16 protein-coding genes and 2 tRNA genes are annotated in these 16321 nt (G+C 70.9%); 4 read left to right on the top strand and 14 right to left on the bottom strand.

Features of this window, described 5'->3' with window-relative positions:
• Positions 1–14: 14 nt before the first annotated feature.
• Together ABZ128_RS02835 and ABZ128_RS02830 are read right to left on the bottom strand one after the other, a co-directional pair.
• Positions 15–779: a class E sortase gene (locus ABZ128_RS02835; RefSeq protein WP_356845660.1), complete on the bottom strand. Its 765-nt coding sequence runs from the start codon at positions 777–779 to the stop codon at positions 15–17.
• Entirely contained in the window at positions 745–1572 is an 828-nt protein-coding gene (locus ABZ128_RS02830) for a DUF881 domain-containing protein (RefSeq protein ID WP_356845659.1), read from the bottom strand. Before ABZ128_RS02830 ends, ABZ128_RS02835 begins: the two co-directional genes overlap by 35 nt.
• Before the next feature lie 91 nt (positions 1573–1663).
• Between ABZ128_RS02830 and crgA the strand changes: the two genes are divergently transcribed.
• On the top strand, positions 1664–1918 hold the full coding sequence (gene crgA / locus ABZ128_RS02825) for a cell division protein CrgA (protein ID WP_356845658.1): 255 nt from the start codon (positions 1664–1666) through the stop codon (positions 1916–1918).
• A 128-nt stretch (positions 1919–2046) separates the two neighbouring features.
• On the opposite strand, the gene ABZ128_RS02820 is transcribed toward crgA, so the two are convergent.
• Both ABZ128_RS02820 and ABZ128_RS02815 read right to left on the bottom strand, forming a co-directional pair.
• Positions 2047–2922 (bottom strand): rhomboid family intramembrane serine protease, encoded by an 876-nt coding sequence (locus ABZ128_RS02820; protein ID WP_356845657.1) that lies wholly within the window; start codon positions 2920–2922, stop codon positions 2047–2049.
• 96 nt (positions 2923–3018) lie between these two features.
• A complete protein-coding gene (locus ABZ128_RS02815; protein WP_356845719.1) occupies positions 3019–3546 on the bottom strand; it encodes a peptidylprolyl isomerase in 528 nt (175 codons plus the stop codon).
• Between the two features lie 178 nt (positions 3547–3724).
• Here ABZ128_RS02815 and ABZ128_RS02810 point away from each other — a divergent pair, with 178 nt between their 5' ends.
• A complete protein-coding gene (locus tag ABZ128_RS02810) occupies positions 3725–4414 on the top strand; it encodes a DUF5324 family protein (RefSeq protein ID WP_356845656.1) in 690 nt (229 codons plus the stop codon).
• Positions 4415–4494: 80 nt separating this feature from the next.
• Here the strand turns inward: ABZ128_RS02810 and ABZ128_RS02805 are convergent, their stop codons facing one another.
• Both ABZ128_RS02805 and ABZ128_RS02800 read right to left on the bottom strand, forming a co-directional pair.
• Positions 4495–4944, bottom strand: coding sequence for a LysM domain-containing protein (locus ABZ128_RS02805; protein ID WP_356845655.1), 450 nt, complete (start codon positions 4942–4944; stop codon positions 4495–4497).
• Positions 4945–5105: 161 nt separating this feature from the next.
• Positions 5106–5178, bottom strand: a tRNA-Ala gene (locus tag ABZ128_RS02800).
• Positions 5179–5340: 162 nt separating this feature from the next.
• Between ABZ128_RS02800 and ABZ128_RS02795 the strand changes: the two genes are divergently transcribed.
• Both ABZ128_RS02795 and ABZ128_RS02790 read left to right on the top strand, forming a co-directional pair.
• Positions 5341–5889: a DNA-binding protein gene (locus ABZ128_RS02795; RefSeq protein WP_356845654.1), complete on the top strand. Its 549-nt coding sequence runs from the start codon at positions 5341–5343 to the stop codon at positions 5887–5889.
• A gap of 33 nt (positions 5890–5922) precedes the next feature.
• Positions 5923–7086 carry a serine/threonine-protein kinase gene (locus tag ABZ128_RS02790; protein ID WP_356845653.1) on the top strand — a complete coding sequence of 388 codons (1164 nt, stop codon included), beginning with the start codon at positions 5923–5925 and terminating at the stop codon, positions 7084–7086.
• Here the strand turns inward: ABZ128_RS02790 and ABZ128_RS02785 are convergent.
• The 8 genes from ABZ128_RS02785 to recF form a co-directional block, all read right to left on the bottom strand.
• On the bottom strand, positions 7083–8384 hold the full coding sequence (locus ABZ128_RS02785) for a hypothetical protein (RefSeq protein WP_356845718.1): 1302 nt from the start codon (positions 8382–8384) through the stop codon (positions 7083–7085). The two genes, ABZ128_RS02790 and ABZ128_RS02785, sit on opposite strands and share 4 nt — an antisense overlap.
• Before the next feature lie 123 nt (positions 8385–8507).
• Positions 8508–8642, bottom strand: coding sequence for a DLW-39 family protein (locus ABZ128_RS02780; RefSeq protein WP_208809277.1), 135 nt, complete (start codon positions 8640–8642; stop codon positions 8508–8510).
• Between the two features lie 143 nt (positions 8643–8785).
• Positions 8786–8859, bottom strand: a tRNA-Ile gene (locus ABZ128_RS02775).
• 94 nt (positions 8860–8953) lie between these two features.
• Positions 8954–9523, bottom strand: a complete 570-nt coding sequence (locus tag ABZ128_RS02770; protein ID WP_356845717.1) for a DUF3566 domain-containing protein — start codon at positions 9521–9523, stop codon at positions 8954–8956.
• Between the two features lie 87 nt (positions 9524–9610).
• Positions 9611–12205, bottom strand: a complete 2595-nt coding sequence (gene gyrA / locus ABZ128_RS02765; protein ID WP_356845652.1) for a DNA gyrase subunit A — start codon at positions 12203–12205, stop codon at positions 9611–9613.
• A 42-nt stretch (positions 12206–12247) separates the two neighbouring features.
• The gene (gyrB, locus tag ABZ128_RS02760; RefSeq protein WP_356845651.1) at positions 12248–14305 is read right to left on the bottom strand and encodes a DNA topoisomerase (ATP-hydrolyzing) subunit B; all 2058 of its coding nucleotides are present in this window, start codon (positions 14303–14305) and stop codon (positions 12248–12250) included.
• Between the two features lie 297 nt (positions 14306–14602).
• Entirely contained in the window at positions 14603–15091 is a 489-nt protein-coding gene (locus tag ABZ128_RS02755) for a DUF721 domain-containing protein (RefSeq protein ID WP_356845716.1), read from the bottom strand.
• Positions 15092–15150: 59 nt separating this feature from the next.
• Positions 15151–16287 carry a DNA replication/repair protein RecF gene (recF, locus tag ABZ128_RS02750; RefSeq protein ID WP_356845650.1) on the bottom strand — a complete coding sequence of 379 codons (1137 nt, stop codon included), beginning with the start codon at positions 16285–16287 and terminating at the stop codon, positions 15151–15153.
• Between the last annotated feature and the right edge of the window lie 34 nt (positions 16288–16321).

The raw sequence follows: 16321 nt of genomic DNA, 5'->3' as shown, positions 1-16321 counted from the left end.
CCCGGCACGGAGGGTCAGCTCGGCAATCCCTCCGGTCGGCCCTGCCCGGCCGCCCGGGTCCCGGTCAGCTCCGCCCAGACGATCAGGCGGTGGCTGTGGCCCCATTCCGGATCGCAGGTCGTCAGCGTGAGATAGCGGCCGGGAGCCGTGAACGGCGACCCGGCGGGGACCGGATCGATCACGCCGACCTCGCTGGGGAGGGTCCGCAGCGGCCCGGCGCGGACGGTGTACGTGTACCAGTGCGTCGCGTCCTTGAGGATCACGGCGTCCCCCGGGCGCAGCCGCGGGACGTCCTTGAAGGGGTCCCCGTACGTCCGCCGGTGGCCCGCCACCGCGAAGTTGCCGGGGCCGCCGAGCCGGGCCGTGCCCGCGTAGTGGCCCAGCCCCTTCTTCAGCAGCTCGGCGTCCGTGCCCTCCAGGACCGGCTTGTTCCAGTCCGGACCGAAGCGCGGGACGTACATCTCGGCGAAGGCCTGGCCGGACGGGTACCCGGGGTCGGTCTGCGGGGCCGCTGAAGGGGCCGGGGAGGCCCCAGGAGGCTGCGTGGGCCCCGCCCCGGCCGCGGGGGCCGCCGCGGGCGCCCCGGCCGTCCAGCGGTCGTGCAGACGGGCCACCTCGCCGTCCATGGCCTGGTCGGCCTTGACCCCCGTCCACAGCAGCAGGTAGGCCACGAACAGGACGATCAGGGTGCCCGCGGTCAGGCACAGCTCGCTGAACGTCCGCAGGGCCAGGCGCAGGACGGCGTCAGCGCGCGGTCGGCCCCGAGCCGGAGCTCGCACTTGAGCTTGAGCTCGGGGTCGTCGGGGATCCGTCCACCGGCTTCGCATAGTGGAGGTCCACTGTGCCGGAGTAGCCGGGAAGTTTCAGCTCCTTGTGCTCGTCCACTTTCCAGCCGAGGCCGTACGCCGCGACGTACAGCTGGTAGTTCTGCAGCGCGGGCGAGGCGCCGAGGGCCTTGCGCAGCGCGCCCGGGTCGCCGACCGCCGTCACCTTGTACGGGGGCGAGTACACCCGGCCCTGGAGGATCAGGGTGTTGCCCACGCAGCGCACGGCGCTGGTCGAGATCAGCCGCTGGTCCATGACCTGGATGCCCTGGGCGCCGCCCTGCCACAGGGCGTTCACCACGGCCTGGAGGTCCTGCTGGTGGATCACCAGGTCGTTGGGCTGGGGTTCGGGCACGTTGGGGATGCGGGCGGTGGCGTTCGGCGGGGCGTCGTTCAGGGTGACGGTCAGGCCCCTGCCGGACAGCTCGTCCGTGCCGGACGCGGTGCGCAGGGCGGCCAGCTTGGCGTCCTCGGCCTTGGTGCTGCCGTCGTCGCGCTCGGCGAGGGCGTCGACGCGGCTGCGTACGGCCGCGGTGCTCTGTTCCAGCTGCGCGTTGTTCTGGCTGCGCTCGTGGATCAGGTCGGACAGCTTCAGGAGCGAGGCGTCCGTGCGGATGTTCGTCCCCTTGGACGTGTTGAAGCTGGTGACGAAGATCAGGCCGGCCAGGGCGAAAACGGCGGCCGTCAGCAGCCGGACGGCACCGGCCCGGGGACGGGGACCCGCGGAGGAGTCGTCGGAATTGCTCAACGTACCCTTCTCCTTCAACGCCACAGGTCCACTACGCTAACGGACGCCCGGGGCAGGCAAGGTCCCCAGCGCATCGACAGGAGAGCCCCTCGTGCCGAAGTCACGTATCCGCAAGAAGGACGACTACACGCCGCCGCCGACGAAGCAGGCGCAGGCCATCAGGCTGACGAACCGCAGCTGGGTCGCCCCGGTCATGCTGGCGTTGTTCCTGATCGGTCTCGCGTGGATCGTCGTCTTCTACGTGACCGACACACAGCTGCCCGTGGAGTCCCTGGGCAACTGGAACATCGTCGTCGGATTCGGGTTCATCGCGGCGGGATTCGGCGTCTCCACGCAGTGGAAGTAGCGGGGCCCGATAGCGGGGCGGCCACCGCCCCGCAAGCTCTCCCCATGAGTTATCCACAGCGTCATCCACACCTGAGGAAAAGACAGAAGATCTGTGGATAACCCTGTGGAGTGTTGACGCCGGTGTGATCAGGTGAGTTCGGCCGTGCGCAGCAGGATCAGCGCCGCTGCCAGCAGGAACGCGGCCGCGCAGGTCCCCCACTGGACGAGGCTGCGGGCGCGGCCGGCGGTGGGCGCCACCATGCCGAGGCCGACCAGTACACCGGTCACCAGACCCCCGACGTGCGCCTGCCAGGACACCGACAGGCTCCCGCCGAAGGGCACGAAGGTCAGCACCAGCATGAGGACGACCATGGTCATCACCGGCCGCATGTCGTACCGCAGGCGGCGCATCAGCACGACCGTGGCGCCCAGCAGGCCGAAGACGGCGCCGGAGGCCCCGAGGGTCGGCACGTTGGGCGGGGTCAGCAGATAGACGAGGGCGCTTCCGCCGAGGCCGGACAGCAGGTACACGGCGAGGTAGCGGAGCCTGCCCAGAGCCGCCTCCAGCGGCCCGCCGATGACCCACACGGCCAGCAGGTTGCCCGCGATGTGCCACCACTCGGCATGCAGGAACACCGAGGTCAGGAGCCGGTAGTACTCGCCGGTGGCCACCCCCTGGACCGGGGCGCCGAAGTACGCGGCGTACCGCCCGAGCAGCTCCAGCTGCACCACGAGCGCGGGCGCGAGCAGGCCCGCCAGGAACACCGCCGCATTGATCCCGATCAGGATCTTGGTGACGAGGTGCGGATCGCCGGCGACGACGCCGCCCGCGACCGTGCGCGGCGCGTTCGCGGCCGGGGCGTGGCCCGTGCCCGACCCGGCGCGGACGCACTCGGGGCACTGGAAGCCGACCGAGGCGCTGATCATGCACTCCGGGCAGATGGGTCGCTCGCAGCGGGTGCAGCGGATGCCCGTGTCGCGGTCCGGGTGGCGGTAGCAGCCCGGCAGACGGTCGGTGTCCATCGGTCCCCTCGATCAGCGGGCGGGGCCGGGGGTGCGCCCCGCCGGTCCGGTACGTATCGAGTACGGACGGACGGGGCTGAAGGTTCCCGGGCCGGATCAGCGCCGCTCGACGACGACGGACTGGATGATCACGTCGTCCAGGGGCCGCTCGGTGCGCGGGTTGGTCGGCAGGCCGGCGATCGTGTCCACGACCTTCTGGCCGGCCTTGTCGGTGACCTCGCCGAAGATGGTGTGCTTGCGCGTCAGCCACGCCGTGGGGGCGACGGTGATGAAGAACTGGCAGCCGTTGGTGCCCGGGCCGGCGTTGGCCATCGCCAGCAGGTAGGGCTTGGTGAAGGCCAGGTCGGGGTGGAACTCGTCGGCGAACTGGTAGCCGGGGCCGCCCGTGCCGTTCCCCAGCGGGTCGCCGCCCTGGATCATGAAGCCGCTGATGACGCGGTGGAAGACGGTGCCGTCGTACAGCGGGTCCGTGGTCTTCTGGCCGTCGGTGGGACGGGTCCACTCGCGTGCCCCGGTGGCGAGCTCCACGAAGTTGCGGACGGTCTTCGGCGCGTGGTTCTCCAGCAGCTCGATCTCGATGTCGCCGTGGTTCGTCTTCAGGGTGGCGTAGAGCTTCTCGGCCACGTCGGATCTGCCTTCCATAGTCGTCACTGTCGGTTCCGAATCCTCCCACGGAGGGGTGTACACGGCTGAAATCCTCCACCCGTATGCGCTGTCGCGCATGCCGCGCGGCCCGGGGACAGGCATGATCCGACAAAGGGTGGAAAGGTGAACTGTGTCCGCCACCGAGGAGGAGGATCCCGTGACCCGCAAGGACAGCGTCCGCCTGGCCGCCGAGAGCGCCAGGGACAGTGCCCGGCACGCAGCGGAAGTGGTGGCGCCGTACGCAGGAAACGCCAAGGACGCGATGGTGCACTACGCACACGAGGCGAACGTACGCCTCGCGCCGAAGGTCTCCCATGCCGCCGGGCAGGCCTCGCGTCAGGCCCGCACGGCGTACGACGCCCATCTGCATCCCCGCATGAGGGCCGCCCGTATGCACGTGCCGCCGAACGTCGACCGGGTGGCGAGCACCGCGGTCAAGCAGACCCGGCGCGCGGCACGTCAGGCGGCGGACTACACGGGACCGCGGATCGAGAGCGCGATCGCGGCGGCCCAGCCGGTGGCGGAGGAGGCCGCGTCGCGGTCGGCCGCCGCGCTGGCGGCGCTGCGCGGCCAGGTGACGGCGAAGGAAGTGCAGAAGCTGGTGCGCCGCCACGAGCGGCGGGCCCGCGCGGGCCGGCTCTTCAAGGGCGTCGCGGTGATCGGCCTCCTGGCCGGCGGCGCGTTCGCGGCCTGGAAGTGGTGGGACCAGCAGTCGAACCCGGACTGGCTGGTGGAGCCGCCGGCGGCCACGGAGGTGTCGCGGGAGAGCGCCGCGACCGGCTTCGACGAGGAGCTGGCGGCGAAGGAGCGCGAGGCCTCGGACGCCGCGGAGGACCAGCAGACCTGACGCGCACGGCCATACGGCAGGGGCCCGGATCCGGTGGATCCGGGCCCCTGCCGTGGCCATGTCGGACGGTGCGCGGGGCGTCAGTGGGGGAGGGTGAGGACCTGACCCGGCTGGATCACCTCGGGGTTGGCGCCGACGACGCCCCGGTTCATCGCGTAGAGCTCGCGCCAGCGGCCCTCGTTGCCGAGCTCCCGGCGGGCGATCGAGGACAGGGTGTCACCGGCCTGGACGGTGTACGTACGCTTCACGGCGCTGATCGGCGGCTCATAGGTGGGCGCCGCGGGAACGGCCTTGTGCGCCGCGGAGCCGGGGGTCGGGGTGCGGTGCGGCGGGTGGCCGGCCTCCGGGGGCTTCGGCGGCGCGGACGCGGCCCTCGGCGGGGCAGCGGCGGCCATGCGCTCGGCGGCCGCCTTGGTGGCCGAGACGGCGTCGGCGTACTTCGTCGCGTAGTCGGCGGACGCACGTCCCGCCGCCCTCTCGGCGGCGGCGTGCTTCTTCTTGTCGGACTTCAGGAAGTTGAAGAGACCCATGTCTGTACGCCTCCGGCGTGGTGTCGCCCCCCGGCTCGGTGCCTCTACCCACTCTCGGCCAGCCGACGCCGCCCTGCTCCGCGACGGACCCGTCCGGGCGACGCAGGACCGCAAAAAGCTCCCCTGACCCGCGTTTCCGCAGGTCAAGGGAGCTTGAGGTGTGGAGCTTAGGAGATTCGAACTCCTGACATCTGCCTTGCAAAGGCAGCGCTCTACCAACTGAGCTAAAGCCCCGAAAAGGTGGACGCGACCGTACCCCCGCGAAGGAGTGGCCGTTCCGCAGAACAGAGTACCGGGTGTACCCCCGCATCCCGCAAAATGATAGGGACTCCCGCCCCGCGACCACTCTCCGTAAGATGCTCGCGAGGTTCGCACCAGCGAAGGGGAGTAGTGAGCGTGGACGCAGTACAGCAAGAGGCCACGGCCAGAGCCAGAGAACTTCAGCGCAGTTGGTACGGGGAGCCGCTCGGGGCTCTCTTCCGTCGGCTCATAGATGACCTCGGCTTGAACCAGGCCCGCCTCGCTGCCGTCCTCGGACTGTCGGCACCCATGCTCTCCCAGCTGATGAGCGGCCAGCGCGCCAAGATCGGAAACCCGGCCGTGGTCCAGCGGGTCCAGGCCCTGCAGGACCTGGCGGGCCAGGTGGCGGACGGCAGCGTCAGCGCCGCCGAGGCCACCGACCGGATGGACCAGATCAAGAAGACCCAGGGAGGCTCCGTCCTCAGCAACAGCGGCCAGTCCACCACCACCTCGGGCGCACCCACCGTCAAGCGCGTCGTCCGCGAGATCCAGTCGCTGCTGCGCTCGGTCTCCGCGGCCGGCGACATCATCGACGCGGCGGACTCCCTCGCCCCGAGCCATCCCGAACTGGCAGAGTTCCTCCGGGTGTACGGCGCGGGCCGCACCGCCGACGCGGTGGCCCACTACGAGGCCCACCAGAACTGACGGCGTGACGGGGGACGGGGGACGGGCACAGCGATGGGGGAGGTCTTCGCCGGTCGGTACGAGCTGGTCGACCCGATCGGGCGCGGGGGTGCGGGGGCCGTCTGGCGGGCCTGGGACCACCGCCGCGGCCGCTACGTCGCCGCCAAGGTCCTGCTCCAGAGCGACGCCCACATGCTCCTGAGGTTCGTGCGCGAGCAGGCGCTGCGCATCGACCATCCCCACGTACTCGCCCCGGCCAGCTGGGCGGCGGACGACGACAAGGTCCTGTTCACGATGGACCTCGTCGCCGGGGGCTCCCTCGGTCACGTGATCGGGGACTACGGGCCGCTGCCGCCCCGCTTCGCGTGCACCCTGCTCGACCAGCTCCTCGCGGGGCTGGCGGCGGTGCACGCGGAGGGTGTCGTCCACCGCGACATCAAACCGGCCAACCTCCTGATGGAGGCCACCGGAACCGGGCGGCCGCACCTGCGGCTGTCCGACTTCGGCATCGCCATGCGCAAGGGCGAGCCCCGCCTCACCGAGACCGACCACGTGGTGGGCACGCCCGGCTATTTCGCCCCCGAGCAACTGCTGGGCGCCGAGCCCGACTTCCCCGCCGACCTCTTCGCCGTGGGGCTCGTCGCCCTCTACCTGCTGCAGGGCCGCAAACCCGACTCCCGTGCCCTGGTGGAGCACTTCCTCGCCCACGGCACCCCCGGCGCCACCGAGGGCGTCCCCGCGCCCCTGTGGGACGTCCTCGCGAACCTCCTCCAGCCCGACCCGCAGAGCCGGTTCAAGACGGCCACAGGGGCCCGCAAGGCCCTTGCCGAGGCCGTGGAGCTGCTGCCGCCGCCCGCCCCGGACGAGGAGCCCGTGGAGGTCTTCGACCAACTCGGCCCGCTCCCCGCCCCCTTCGGCCCCGGGGGCCCGCAGACCACGGTGGCGGTCTCCCCGGCGGCCCCGGCGGCGGCTGCCTCCCCGACCGGCAGCTTCCACCTGGCACCCCCGGCGCAGCCGGCTCCCGCCGTGCAGTCGCCTCCCGCCGCTCGGCCGGCCGCCTCCCCGTACGGGCCCGCCTCCCCGTACCCGTCGACGCCGCCCCCGCCGCCCGCCCGTACGAGCGGGCTCGCCCCGCCGCGGCCGAAGGTCACCGCGGCCTTCCTCGCCGCAGCGCTGCTCTGCTTCGCCGTGGGCGTCTGGGCCCTGACCCGGATTTAGCCCGGGCGGCGCCGGGCCAGCAGCATCCAGCCCCCGAGCACCAGCAGCAGCACGGTCCCCGTGCCGAAGCCCGCCCCGGCCACCACCTGCATCACGGAGCGGGTCCTGGCCGCCTCCGCGGCCTCCGGGGCGGTGAGCCCCTCCCTGGCCGCGGTCCGGTCGCCGGCGCCGACGCCGAAGCCCGCCGCGGTCAGGCTCTCCCCGTACGCCGGGGCCTCGGCCGCCGCACCGCCCACCTCCAGGCGCAGCGTCAGCGGGACCGGGCTGGCGTCCTGGGTGAACTCGCCGACCTTCCGCCCCATGGTCACGGCGATGTAGTACCAGCCCGCCACCCCGGTGGCCCGCACCTCCCTGGCGTTCGAGAAGCGGTTCCCGTACGCCACCGGCGCCGTCGGCGGCAGGGTGGCCCCGGCCTGCTTCCCGTCGTACGAGACGCCCTTGGACCCGATCAGCCCCCGGTAGGGGCTGTAGAGCGAGACGGTGAGCCCGTCCGGGGCGCTGCCGTACTGCTTGGTCAGCACCGCCGCGGAGAGCTCCGCACCGACGGCGAGCTGCTGCCCCCAGTCCAGCGGGACCCGGTAGAACCGGGTCTGGCCGGGCCGCAGGTCGTCGCTCCACACCCCGCCGCCGAGAGCCCGTGCGTCGTTGAAGCCGGTGCCGCCCGGGCGGGCCGCCGGCTCGGTGCCGGGAAGGGTCGGGGAGGCCGAGGGCGCCGCGCTCGGTACGGGGCCGGGGGCGCTGCCGGCGGCGAGGCCGGGCTCGCGCTGGACCCGCAGTTCCAGCGGCCAGGCTGCCCGGCCCGCGTCCTTGGGCGCCTCGCGGGTGACCTTGGCGTAGTAGACGCCGGCCCGCTGGCACTCGGCGTCCTCCCGCAGCAGCCGGACGCCGACCGCGCTGACCGGCACGGGGTCGTCACCGAAGCCGGCCCGGCCGGGGTTGCCGGGGCAGGGCCGCCCCTCGGTGGTCATGATCTCGACTTCGAGGCCGTCAGCGTAGGAGACCTCGGCCCCGGCCGGCGGCTGGACGACGGCCGAAACGTACACGGTGGACTTCTCGTCGAGGACGAGCCGGTAGACGCGTTCTCCGGGGGCGAGGTCGTCCCGGTAGACCGATCCGGCCTCCAGCAGCGGGGCCCCGGCCGTGGAGGGCTTCCCCTCGATCCTCTTGGCGTCCGCGGCCCCGCGGTACGCGGGCACCGGCTGCGGGGCGCCCGTGGCGGCGTGCCCGGCCCCGGCCGGCCCGGCCGCCACGGCCAGGGCCACCGCCCCCGTCGCCACCGCCCGCCACACCCGCACCATCACGCCCACCCCGATTTTGCTAGCGCAAGCCAAATCTTTGCATAACGCAATTTTTCGTCACAGAACAGCACAAAGCCCCGGCCGCAGCGGCAGCCGGGGCTTCATGGGATCAGCCTTCGGGTCTCACACGCCGGAACCAGAGGGCACGGAGTCGGTTGCCTCCGTCCACAGGTCCTGCTCGGCGCGGTCCGCCTGGATCTGGCGGTACACGAGGAGCCCGCCGATGGCGGCCAGTGCGACCAGGAGCAGCTTCTTCACCGCGCGACCTCGTCTTTCGTTGACGTTGGGTACTTCTGACGGCCAACAATACACACGGACCGATACCGTTCGGTGACCTGGGAAGCCCCAACCGGGCCCACGACAAAGACCCCCAGGCCTTGGCCTGGGGGTCTTCGACACTGTGGGGCTAACAGGATTTGAACCTGTGGCCTCATCCTTATCAGGGATGCGCTCTAACCAACTGAGCTATAGCCCCATCCGCGCTGCGCGCTGACTCCTGAAGATTAGCGCACAGACACGGTCACGCCAAAATCCGTTCCGCGCGGGCGTCCCCGCAGGTCATCCGTCGGTCATTCGTCCTCGGCGAGCGTGAGCTCCACACCGCCGACGAAGCCCGCCGACAGGTTGTAGATGAACGCGCCCAGCGTCGCCAGAGCCGTCGCCAGCACCACGTCGATGACCGCGATCACCGACGTGAAGATCAGCACGCGCGGGAGCGACAGGAACGACTGGAGGTCGAAGCCGTTGCTCTCGTTCGAACCGGTCGCCTCGCTGATCGTGCCGCCGACGGTCGAGAAGACGCCCATGGCGTCCATGACCATCCACAGCACCGCCGCCGCCACGATCGTGCACACGCCGAGCGCGATCGACAGCAGGAAGCTGACCTTCATCACCGACCACGGGTCGGCCTTGGCCACCCGCAGCCGCGCCTTGCGGGTCCTCGGCGTCGTACGGACCGGCGTACGCGGCTTGCGCTTCGCACCGGCCTCGGCGGCCCCCCGCGGCGCACCAGGGCCCGCCGGGGCCGCGTAGGCCTGCGGGGGGTGGTAGGGCCCCGGGCCGGGCTGCCCGGCGGCCGGAGCCGCCGCGGGCGCCGACGCGCCGGCCTGCTGCGGCTGTGAGCCGCGCTCGTCCGTCACAGTGCTCCCCTGGGAGTCCGCGGCGGGGCCACGGGCACCGCCGTCTCCAGTCTTGGCCGGTCCGGCGCCCGTGGCTCCACTCACGACTTACTCCTCGTGCTCCCCAGCCGAGGGCTGCGTGCCCTCGGCGGCCTCGGCGGCCTGTCCTTCGGCCGCCTCGGTCTCGTCGACCTCGTCGGCTTCCGGGCCGGCCTCGGCGTTACGGGCGATGCCTACCACGGCATCGCGCTTGCCCAGGTTGATCAGCTGGACGCCCATGGTGTCACGGCCGGTCTCCCTGACTTCATTGACGCGCGTACGAATCACACCACCGCCGAGCGTGATGGCGAGAATCTCGTCCGTTTCGTGCACCACGAGCGCCCCGACGAGCGACCCGCGGTCCTCGACGATCTTCGCGGCCTTGATGCCCAGGCCACCGCGGCCCTGGACGCGGTACTCGTCCACGGCCGTGCGCTTGGCGTAGCCGCCGTCGGTCGCGGTGAAGACGAACGTACCGGGCCGGACCACGCTCATGGAGAGCAGTTCGTCGCCCTCGCGGAAGCTCATGCCCTTCACGCCCGAGGTCGCACGGCCCATGGGGCGCAGCGCCTCGTCGGTCGCGGTGAAGCGGATCGACTGCGCCTTCTTGCTGATCAGCAGCAGGTCGTCCTCGGCGGAGACCAGCTCCGCGCCGATCAGCTCGTCATCGCTGCCGTCCTCGGTCTCCCGGAGGTTGATGGCGATGACACCACCCGAACGGGGCGAGTCGTAGTCCTTGAGCGCCGTCTTCTTCACCAGGCCGCCCTTGGTGGCCAGGATCAGGTACGGGGCGGCCTCGTAGTCGCGGATCGCGAGGATCTGGGCGATCTTCTCGTCCGGCTGGAAGGCCAGCAGGTTCGCCACGTGCTGCCCGCGCGCATCGCGGCCGGCGTCCGGGAGCTCGTACGCCTTGGACCGGTAGACGCGGCCCTTGTTCGTGAAGAACAGCAGCCAGTGGTGGGTGGTGGACACGAAGAAGTGGTCGACCAGGTCGTCCTGCTTGAGCTTCGTGCCGCGCACGCCCTTGCCGCCGCGCTTCTGCGAGCGGTAGTCCTCGGTCTTGGTGCGCTTGACGTACCCGCCGTGGGTGATCGTGACGACGATGTCCTCTTCGGCGATCAGGTCCTCCATGGACATGTCGCCGTCGAAGGGCACCAGCTTGGAGCGCCGGTCGTCGCCGTACTTCTCGACGATCGCCGCCAGCTCCTCGCTGACGATGGAGCGCTGCTTGTGCTCCGAGCGCAGGATCTCGTTGTACTCGTCGATCTTGGCCTGGAGCTCGTCGTGCTCGGCGACGATCTTCTGCCGCTCCAGTGCCGCCAGGCGCCGCAGCTGCATCTCCAGGATCGCGTTCGCCTGGATCTCGTCGATCTCCAGCAGGCCCATCAGGCCCTCGCGCGCGATCTCGACGGTGTTGCTGCGCCGGATCAGCGCGATGACCTCGTCGATGGCGTCCAGGGCCTTGAGCAGACCGCGCAGGATGTGCGCCCGCTCCTCCGCCTTGCGCAGGCGGAACTTCGTGCGCCGGACGATGACCTCGATCTGGTGCGTCACCCAGTGGCGGATGAAGGCGTCGATCGACAGGGTGCGCGGCACGCCGTCCACCAGCGCCAGCATGTTCGCGCCGAAGTTCGTCTGCAGATCGGTGTGCTTGTAGAGGTTGTTCAGCACGACCTTGGCGACGGCGTCGCGCTTGAGCACGATCACCAGGCGCTGGCCCGTCCGCGAGGAGGTCTCGTCGCGGACGTCGGCGATGCCGCCGATCTTGCCGTCCTTCACCAGGTCGGCAATCTTCTGCGCCAGGTTGTCCGGGTTCGTCTGGTACGGAAGCTCCGTGACCACCAGGCACTGGCGGTTCTGGATCTCCTCGACCTCGACCACCGCGCGCATCGTGATGGAGCCGCGGCCGGTCCGGTACGCCTCCTCGATGCCCTTGCGGCCCACGACCAGCGCACCGGTCGGGAAGTCCGGGCCCTTGATCCGTTCGATGAGCGCGTCCTGCAGCTCCTCGTGCGTGGCGTCCGGGTGCTCCAGCGCCCACTGGGCGCCGGCCGCGACCTCGCGCAGGTTGTGCGGCGGGATGTTGGTGGCCATGCCGACCGCGATACCGGCGCTGCCGTTGACCAGCAGGTTCGGGAAGCGGGCCGGCAGGACCGTGGGCTCCTGGTTGCGGCCGTCGTAGTTGTCCTGGAAGTCGACGGTCTCCTCGTCGATGTCCCGGAGCATCTCCATGGCCAGCGGCATCAGCTTGCACTCGGTGTAGCGCATCGCCGCCGCCGGGTCGTTGCCCGGGGAGCCGAAGTTGCCGTTCGAGTCCACCAGCGGCATGCGCATCGACCACGGCTGGGCCAGGCGCACCAGGGCGTCGTAGATCGAGCTGTCGCCGTGCGGGTGGTAGGTGCCCATGACGTCGCCGACGACGCGGGCGCACTTGTAGAAGCCCTTCTCGGGCCGGTAGCCGCCGTCGTACATCGCGTACAGCACGCGGCGGTGGACCGGCTTGAGGCCGTCCCGCACGTCCGGCAGGGCGCGCGAGACGATGACGGACATCGCGTAGTCGAGGTAGGAGCGCTGCATCTCCGTCTCAAGCCCCACGGGCTCGATGCGCAGCTGCGGGCCTTCTTCTTCGATGTTCTCGGCGGTGGGAGTGGTTTCGTCGGCCATTGCTGGTCAGAAATCCTTTCAGGCGGTCAGCGTCAGACCGACTCAGATGTCGAGGAAGCGGACGTCCTTGGCGTTGCGCTGGATGAAGGAGCGCCGCGCCTCGACGTCCTCACCCATCAGCACCGAGAACAGGTCGTCGGCCTGGGCCGCGTCGTCCAGCGTGACCTGGCCGAGCACGCGGTGGTCCACGTCCATGGTGGTGACGCGCAGTTCCTCGGCGTTCATCTCGCCCAGACCCTTGAAGCGCTGGATCGAGTCTTCCTTGATCCGCTTGCCGTTCTGCTTGCCGAGCTCCACGAGGGCGTCGCGCTCGCGGTCGGAGTACGCGTACTCGAAGTCGTCCCGGCCCCACTTGATCTTGTACAGCGGCGGGCGGGAGAGGTACACGTGCCCGGCCTCGACCAGCGGCCGCATGAAGCGGAACAGGAAGGTCAGCAGCAGGGTGTTGATGTGCTGGCCGTCGACGTCGGCGTCCGCCATCAGGATGATCTTGTGATAGCGGAGCTTCTCGATGTCGAAGTCCTCGTGCACACCCGTGCCGAAGGCGCTGATCAGCGCCTGGACCTCGGTGTTCTGCAGGATCTTGTCGATGCGGGCCTTCTCGACGTTCAGGATCTTGCCGCGGATCGGCAGGATGGCCTGGTACATCGGGTTGCGGCCGGACTTGGCCGAGCCGCCGGCCGAGTCGCCCTCGACGATGAAGATCTCGCACTTGGTCGGGTCGTTCGACTGGCAGTCGGAGAGCTTGCCCGGCAGCGAGGCGCTCTCCAGCAGACCCTTGCGGCGCGTCAGGTCACGGGCCTTGCGGGCCGCGACGCGCGCCGTGGCGGCCTGGATGGCCTTGCGGACGATGTCCGCGGCCTCGACCGGGTTGCGGTCGAACCAGTCGCTCAGGTGCTCGTGGACGACCTTCTGCACGAAGGTCTTGGCCTCCGTGTTGCCCAGCTTGGTCTTGGTCTGGCCCTCGAACTGCGGCTCGCCCAGCTTCACCGAGATGATCGCCGTCAGACCCTCGCGGATGTCCTCGCCCGCGAGGTTGTCGTCCTTCTCGCGCAGCAGCTTCTTGTCGCGGGCGTAACGATTGACCAGACCGGTCAGCGCCGCACGGAAGCCCTCCTCGTGCGTACCGCCCTCGTGCGTGTGGATCGTGTTCGCGAAGGAGTAGACGCCCTCCGTGTACTGCGAGTTCCACTGCATCGCGATCTCGACCGAGAGCATGCGCTCCTTGTCCTCGGCCTCGACGTCGATGACGGTCGGGTGGATCAGCTCGCCCTTGCGCGAGTTCAGGTACTTCACGAAGTCGACGATGCCGCCCTCGTAGTAGTACTTGACCGTCCGCGCCGGGGGCTCCTCGACCTCTTCCGCGCTGTCCGCGCCCATGGTCGCCTTCGCCGACTCGCGCTCGTCGGTCAGCGAGATCGTCAGACCCTTGTTGAGGAAGGCCATCTCCTGGAAGCGGCGCGACAGCGTCTCGAAGGAGTACTCGGTGGTCTCGAAGATGTCGCCGTCGGCCCAGAAGGTGACCGACGTGCCGTGCTCGTCGGTCTCCTCGTTCTGCGCCAGCGGAGCCGTCGGCACGCCCAGCTTGTAGTCCTGGGTCCAGCGGTGGCCGTCCGTCTTGACCTCGACCGCGACCTTGGTCGACAGGGCGTTCACGACGGACACGCCCACGCCGTGCAGACCGCCGGAGACGGCGTAGCCGCCGCCGCCGAACTTGCCGCCCGCGTGCAGGACCGTCAGGACGACCTCGACGGCCGGCTTCCCCTCGGAGGGCACGATGCCGACCGGGATGCCGCGGCCGTTGTCGACCACGCGTACCCCGCCGTCGGCGAGGATCGTCACGTCGATGGTGTCCGCGTGCCCGGCCAGTGCCTCGTCGACCGAGTTGTCGACGACCTCGTAGACGAGGTGGTGGAGACCGCGCTCACCGGTCGACCCGATGTACATGCCGGGCCGCTTGCGGACCGCGTCCAGGCCCTCCAGGACCTGGATCGCACTGGCGTCGTACGACGAGGTGGCCTCGCCGCTCTCGCCGGCTGTGGACTGGTTGTCGTTGGGGTTGCCGGAATCGGCCACGAAGCGCCCTTTCTGGCACAGCACAGGCCGTACTCCGGGCCAGCAGGCATGCAAGCAGGAGCGGCTGCGTCGATCTGCGTTGTCAGCGTTTGTCAGCGTGATCCCGCAAGCGGGCGGGATTCGCTTCAGTCTACCGGTACCACGGACATGAATGGGGGTTTGCCGGTACCTGAGTCCGCATGTGCCGCCCTGAACCTCCACTCTCCGACTCCCCATATCCGGGAAGGGGCTCAAAGAGGCTCACACGGGCATTGAGCGCTTCGGCCTGTCAACCTCCCGCTACCGTGAGGGACGCCACCCGCGACCACCCGCCGACGGGGGCTACCCGTAGGTATCCCCGGGGCCCGTGCTCCCCGGCGCGCGCCAGGGCCCGTACCCCTTGGGCCGGCCGCCCGGCCCCTGCACCTTGATCAACCGGACGGTGCCCTGTCCCAGGTCCGCGTTCAGGCGCGCCACCAGCTGCGGGGCCAGCAGCTTGAGCTGCGCCGCCCAGGCCGAGGAATCGCACCGCACGACCAGTTCACGGTCCTCGTAGCGCTCCGGTTCACAGTGCGCCGCGATCTCCGGCCCGACGATCTGCGCCCAGCGCTCCATCACACCGGCCACCGCCATCGGCATCTCCCAGCCGCGTTCCGTGCGCAGCCGGTCCAGTGCGGCCATCAGCGGCATCGGGTCCCGGCCGTCGGCCCGCGCACCCGAGCGCAGCCCGGGGTTGCGGGCCCCCTTGCGGCCGCCGACGGCGTTGCCGCGCGCCCGGGCCTGCTCCCGGGCCGCCGCCAGGGCCTGGCGGGCGAGGTCCACGCCGGACATCTCGGGCGCCTTGCGCGGGGCGGACACCTCGCGCGGCTCCTTCCCCTGGTCCTGCTCGCTCACAGCCGGGTCACCTCACCGCCGGACACCCCGAACCGGGCCCCCGCCAACACGTCCGGAACGTCATCGTCCACAGCCGCCGTCACCAGCACCTGCTCGCCCGGGGCCACCAGCTCCGCCAGCCGCTCCCGGCGCCGCGCGTCCAGTTCCGCGAAGACGTCGTCGAGGACCAGCACCGGCTCGCTGCCCTCCGAGCGCAGCAGCTCGTAGGAGGCCAGCCGCAGGGCCAGCGCGTACGACCAGGACTCGCCGTGGCTCGCGTACCCCTTCGCCGGCAGCTCCCCCAGCCGCAGCAGCACGTCGTCCCGGTGCGGGCCCACCAGGGTCACGCCCCGCTCGATCTCCTGCTTGCGGACCTCCGTGAGCGCCGCAAGCAGCGCCTCGTACAGCGCCTCCCGGGACCGCGCCGCCCCGCTGTCCACCGGCTCGCCGGCGGAGGAACGGTACGCCAGCCCCAGCGGGCCGCCGCCGGGGGCGAGCTGCTCGTACGCCTTGTCCGCCAGCGGCAGCAGCGTCGCGATCAGGTCGAGGCGCTGCGCCAGCAGCTCCGCGCCCGCGCGCGCCAGGTGCTGGTCCCACACGTCGAGGGTGGACAGGTCCATCGAGCGCCCGCCGTGCCTGCGTGCCATCGCCGCGGACTTCAGCAGCGTGTTGCGCTGCTTGAGCACCCGCTCGTAGTCCGAGCGGACCCCAGCCATCCGCGGGGAGCGCGCGGTGACGAGCTCGTCCAGGAAGCGCCGGCGCTCGCCCGGGTCGCCCTTGACCAGGGCCAGGTCCTCCGGCGCGAACAGCACCGTCCGTACGATCCCCAGCACGTCCCGGGGCCTGACCTGCGAGGAGCGGTTGATGCGGGCCCGGTTGGCCCGGCCGGGATTGAGCTCCAGCTCCACCAGCTGCCGGCGCTCGCCCTGCGTGACGGCCGCCCGGATGACCGCCCGTTCCGCTCCCATGCGGACCAGCGGGGCGTCGGAGGAGACCCGGTGGCTGCCCAGGGTCGCCAGGTAGCCGACGGCCTCGACCAGGTTCGTCTTGCCCTGGCCGTTGGGGCCCACGAAAGCCGTGACGCCCGGGTCGAGGGGAACCTCGGCCCGGGCGTACGAGCGGAAGTCGGCCAACGAGAGATGCGAAACGTGCATACGGCGCCGACCTCCCCCGGCTTCCTGCTGTGGT

It is taken from the genome of Streptomyces sp. NPDC006326 (genome assembly GCF_040612915.1).
In the GTDB taxonomy this organism is placed as follows: Bacteria; Actinomycetota; Actinomycetes; order Streptomycetales; family Streptomycetaceae; genus Streptomyces.
The sequence above is the reverse complement of the archived record's forward strand: the minus strand, read 5'-3'. Positions and strand labels throughout refer to the sequence as shown.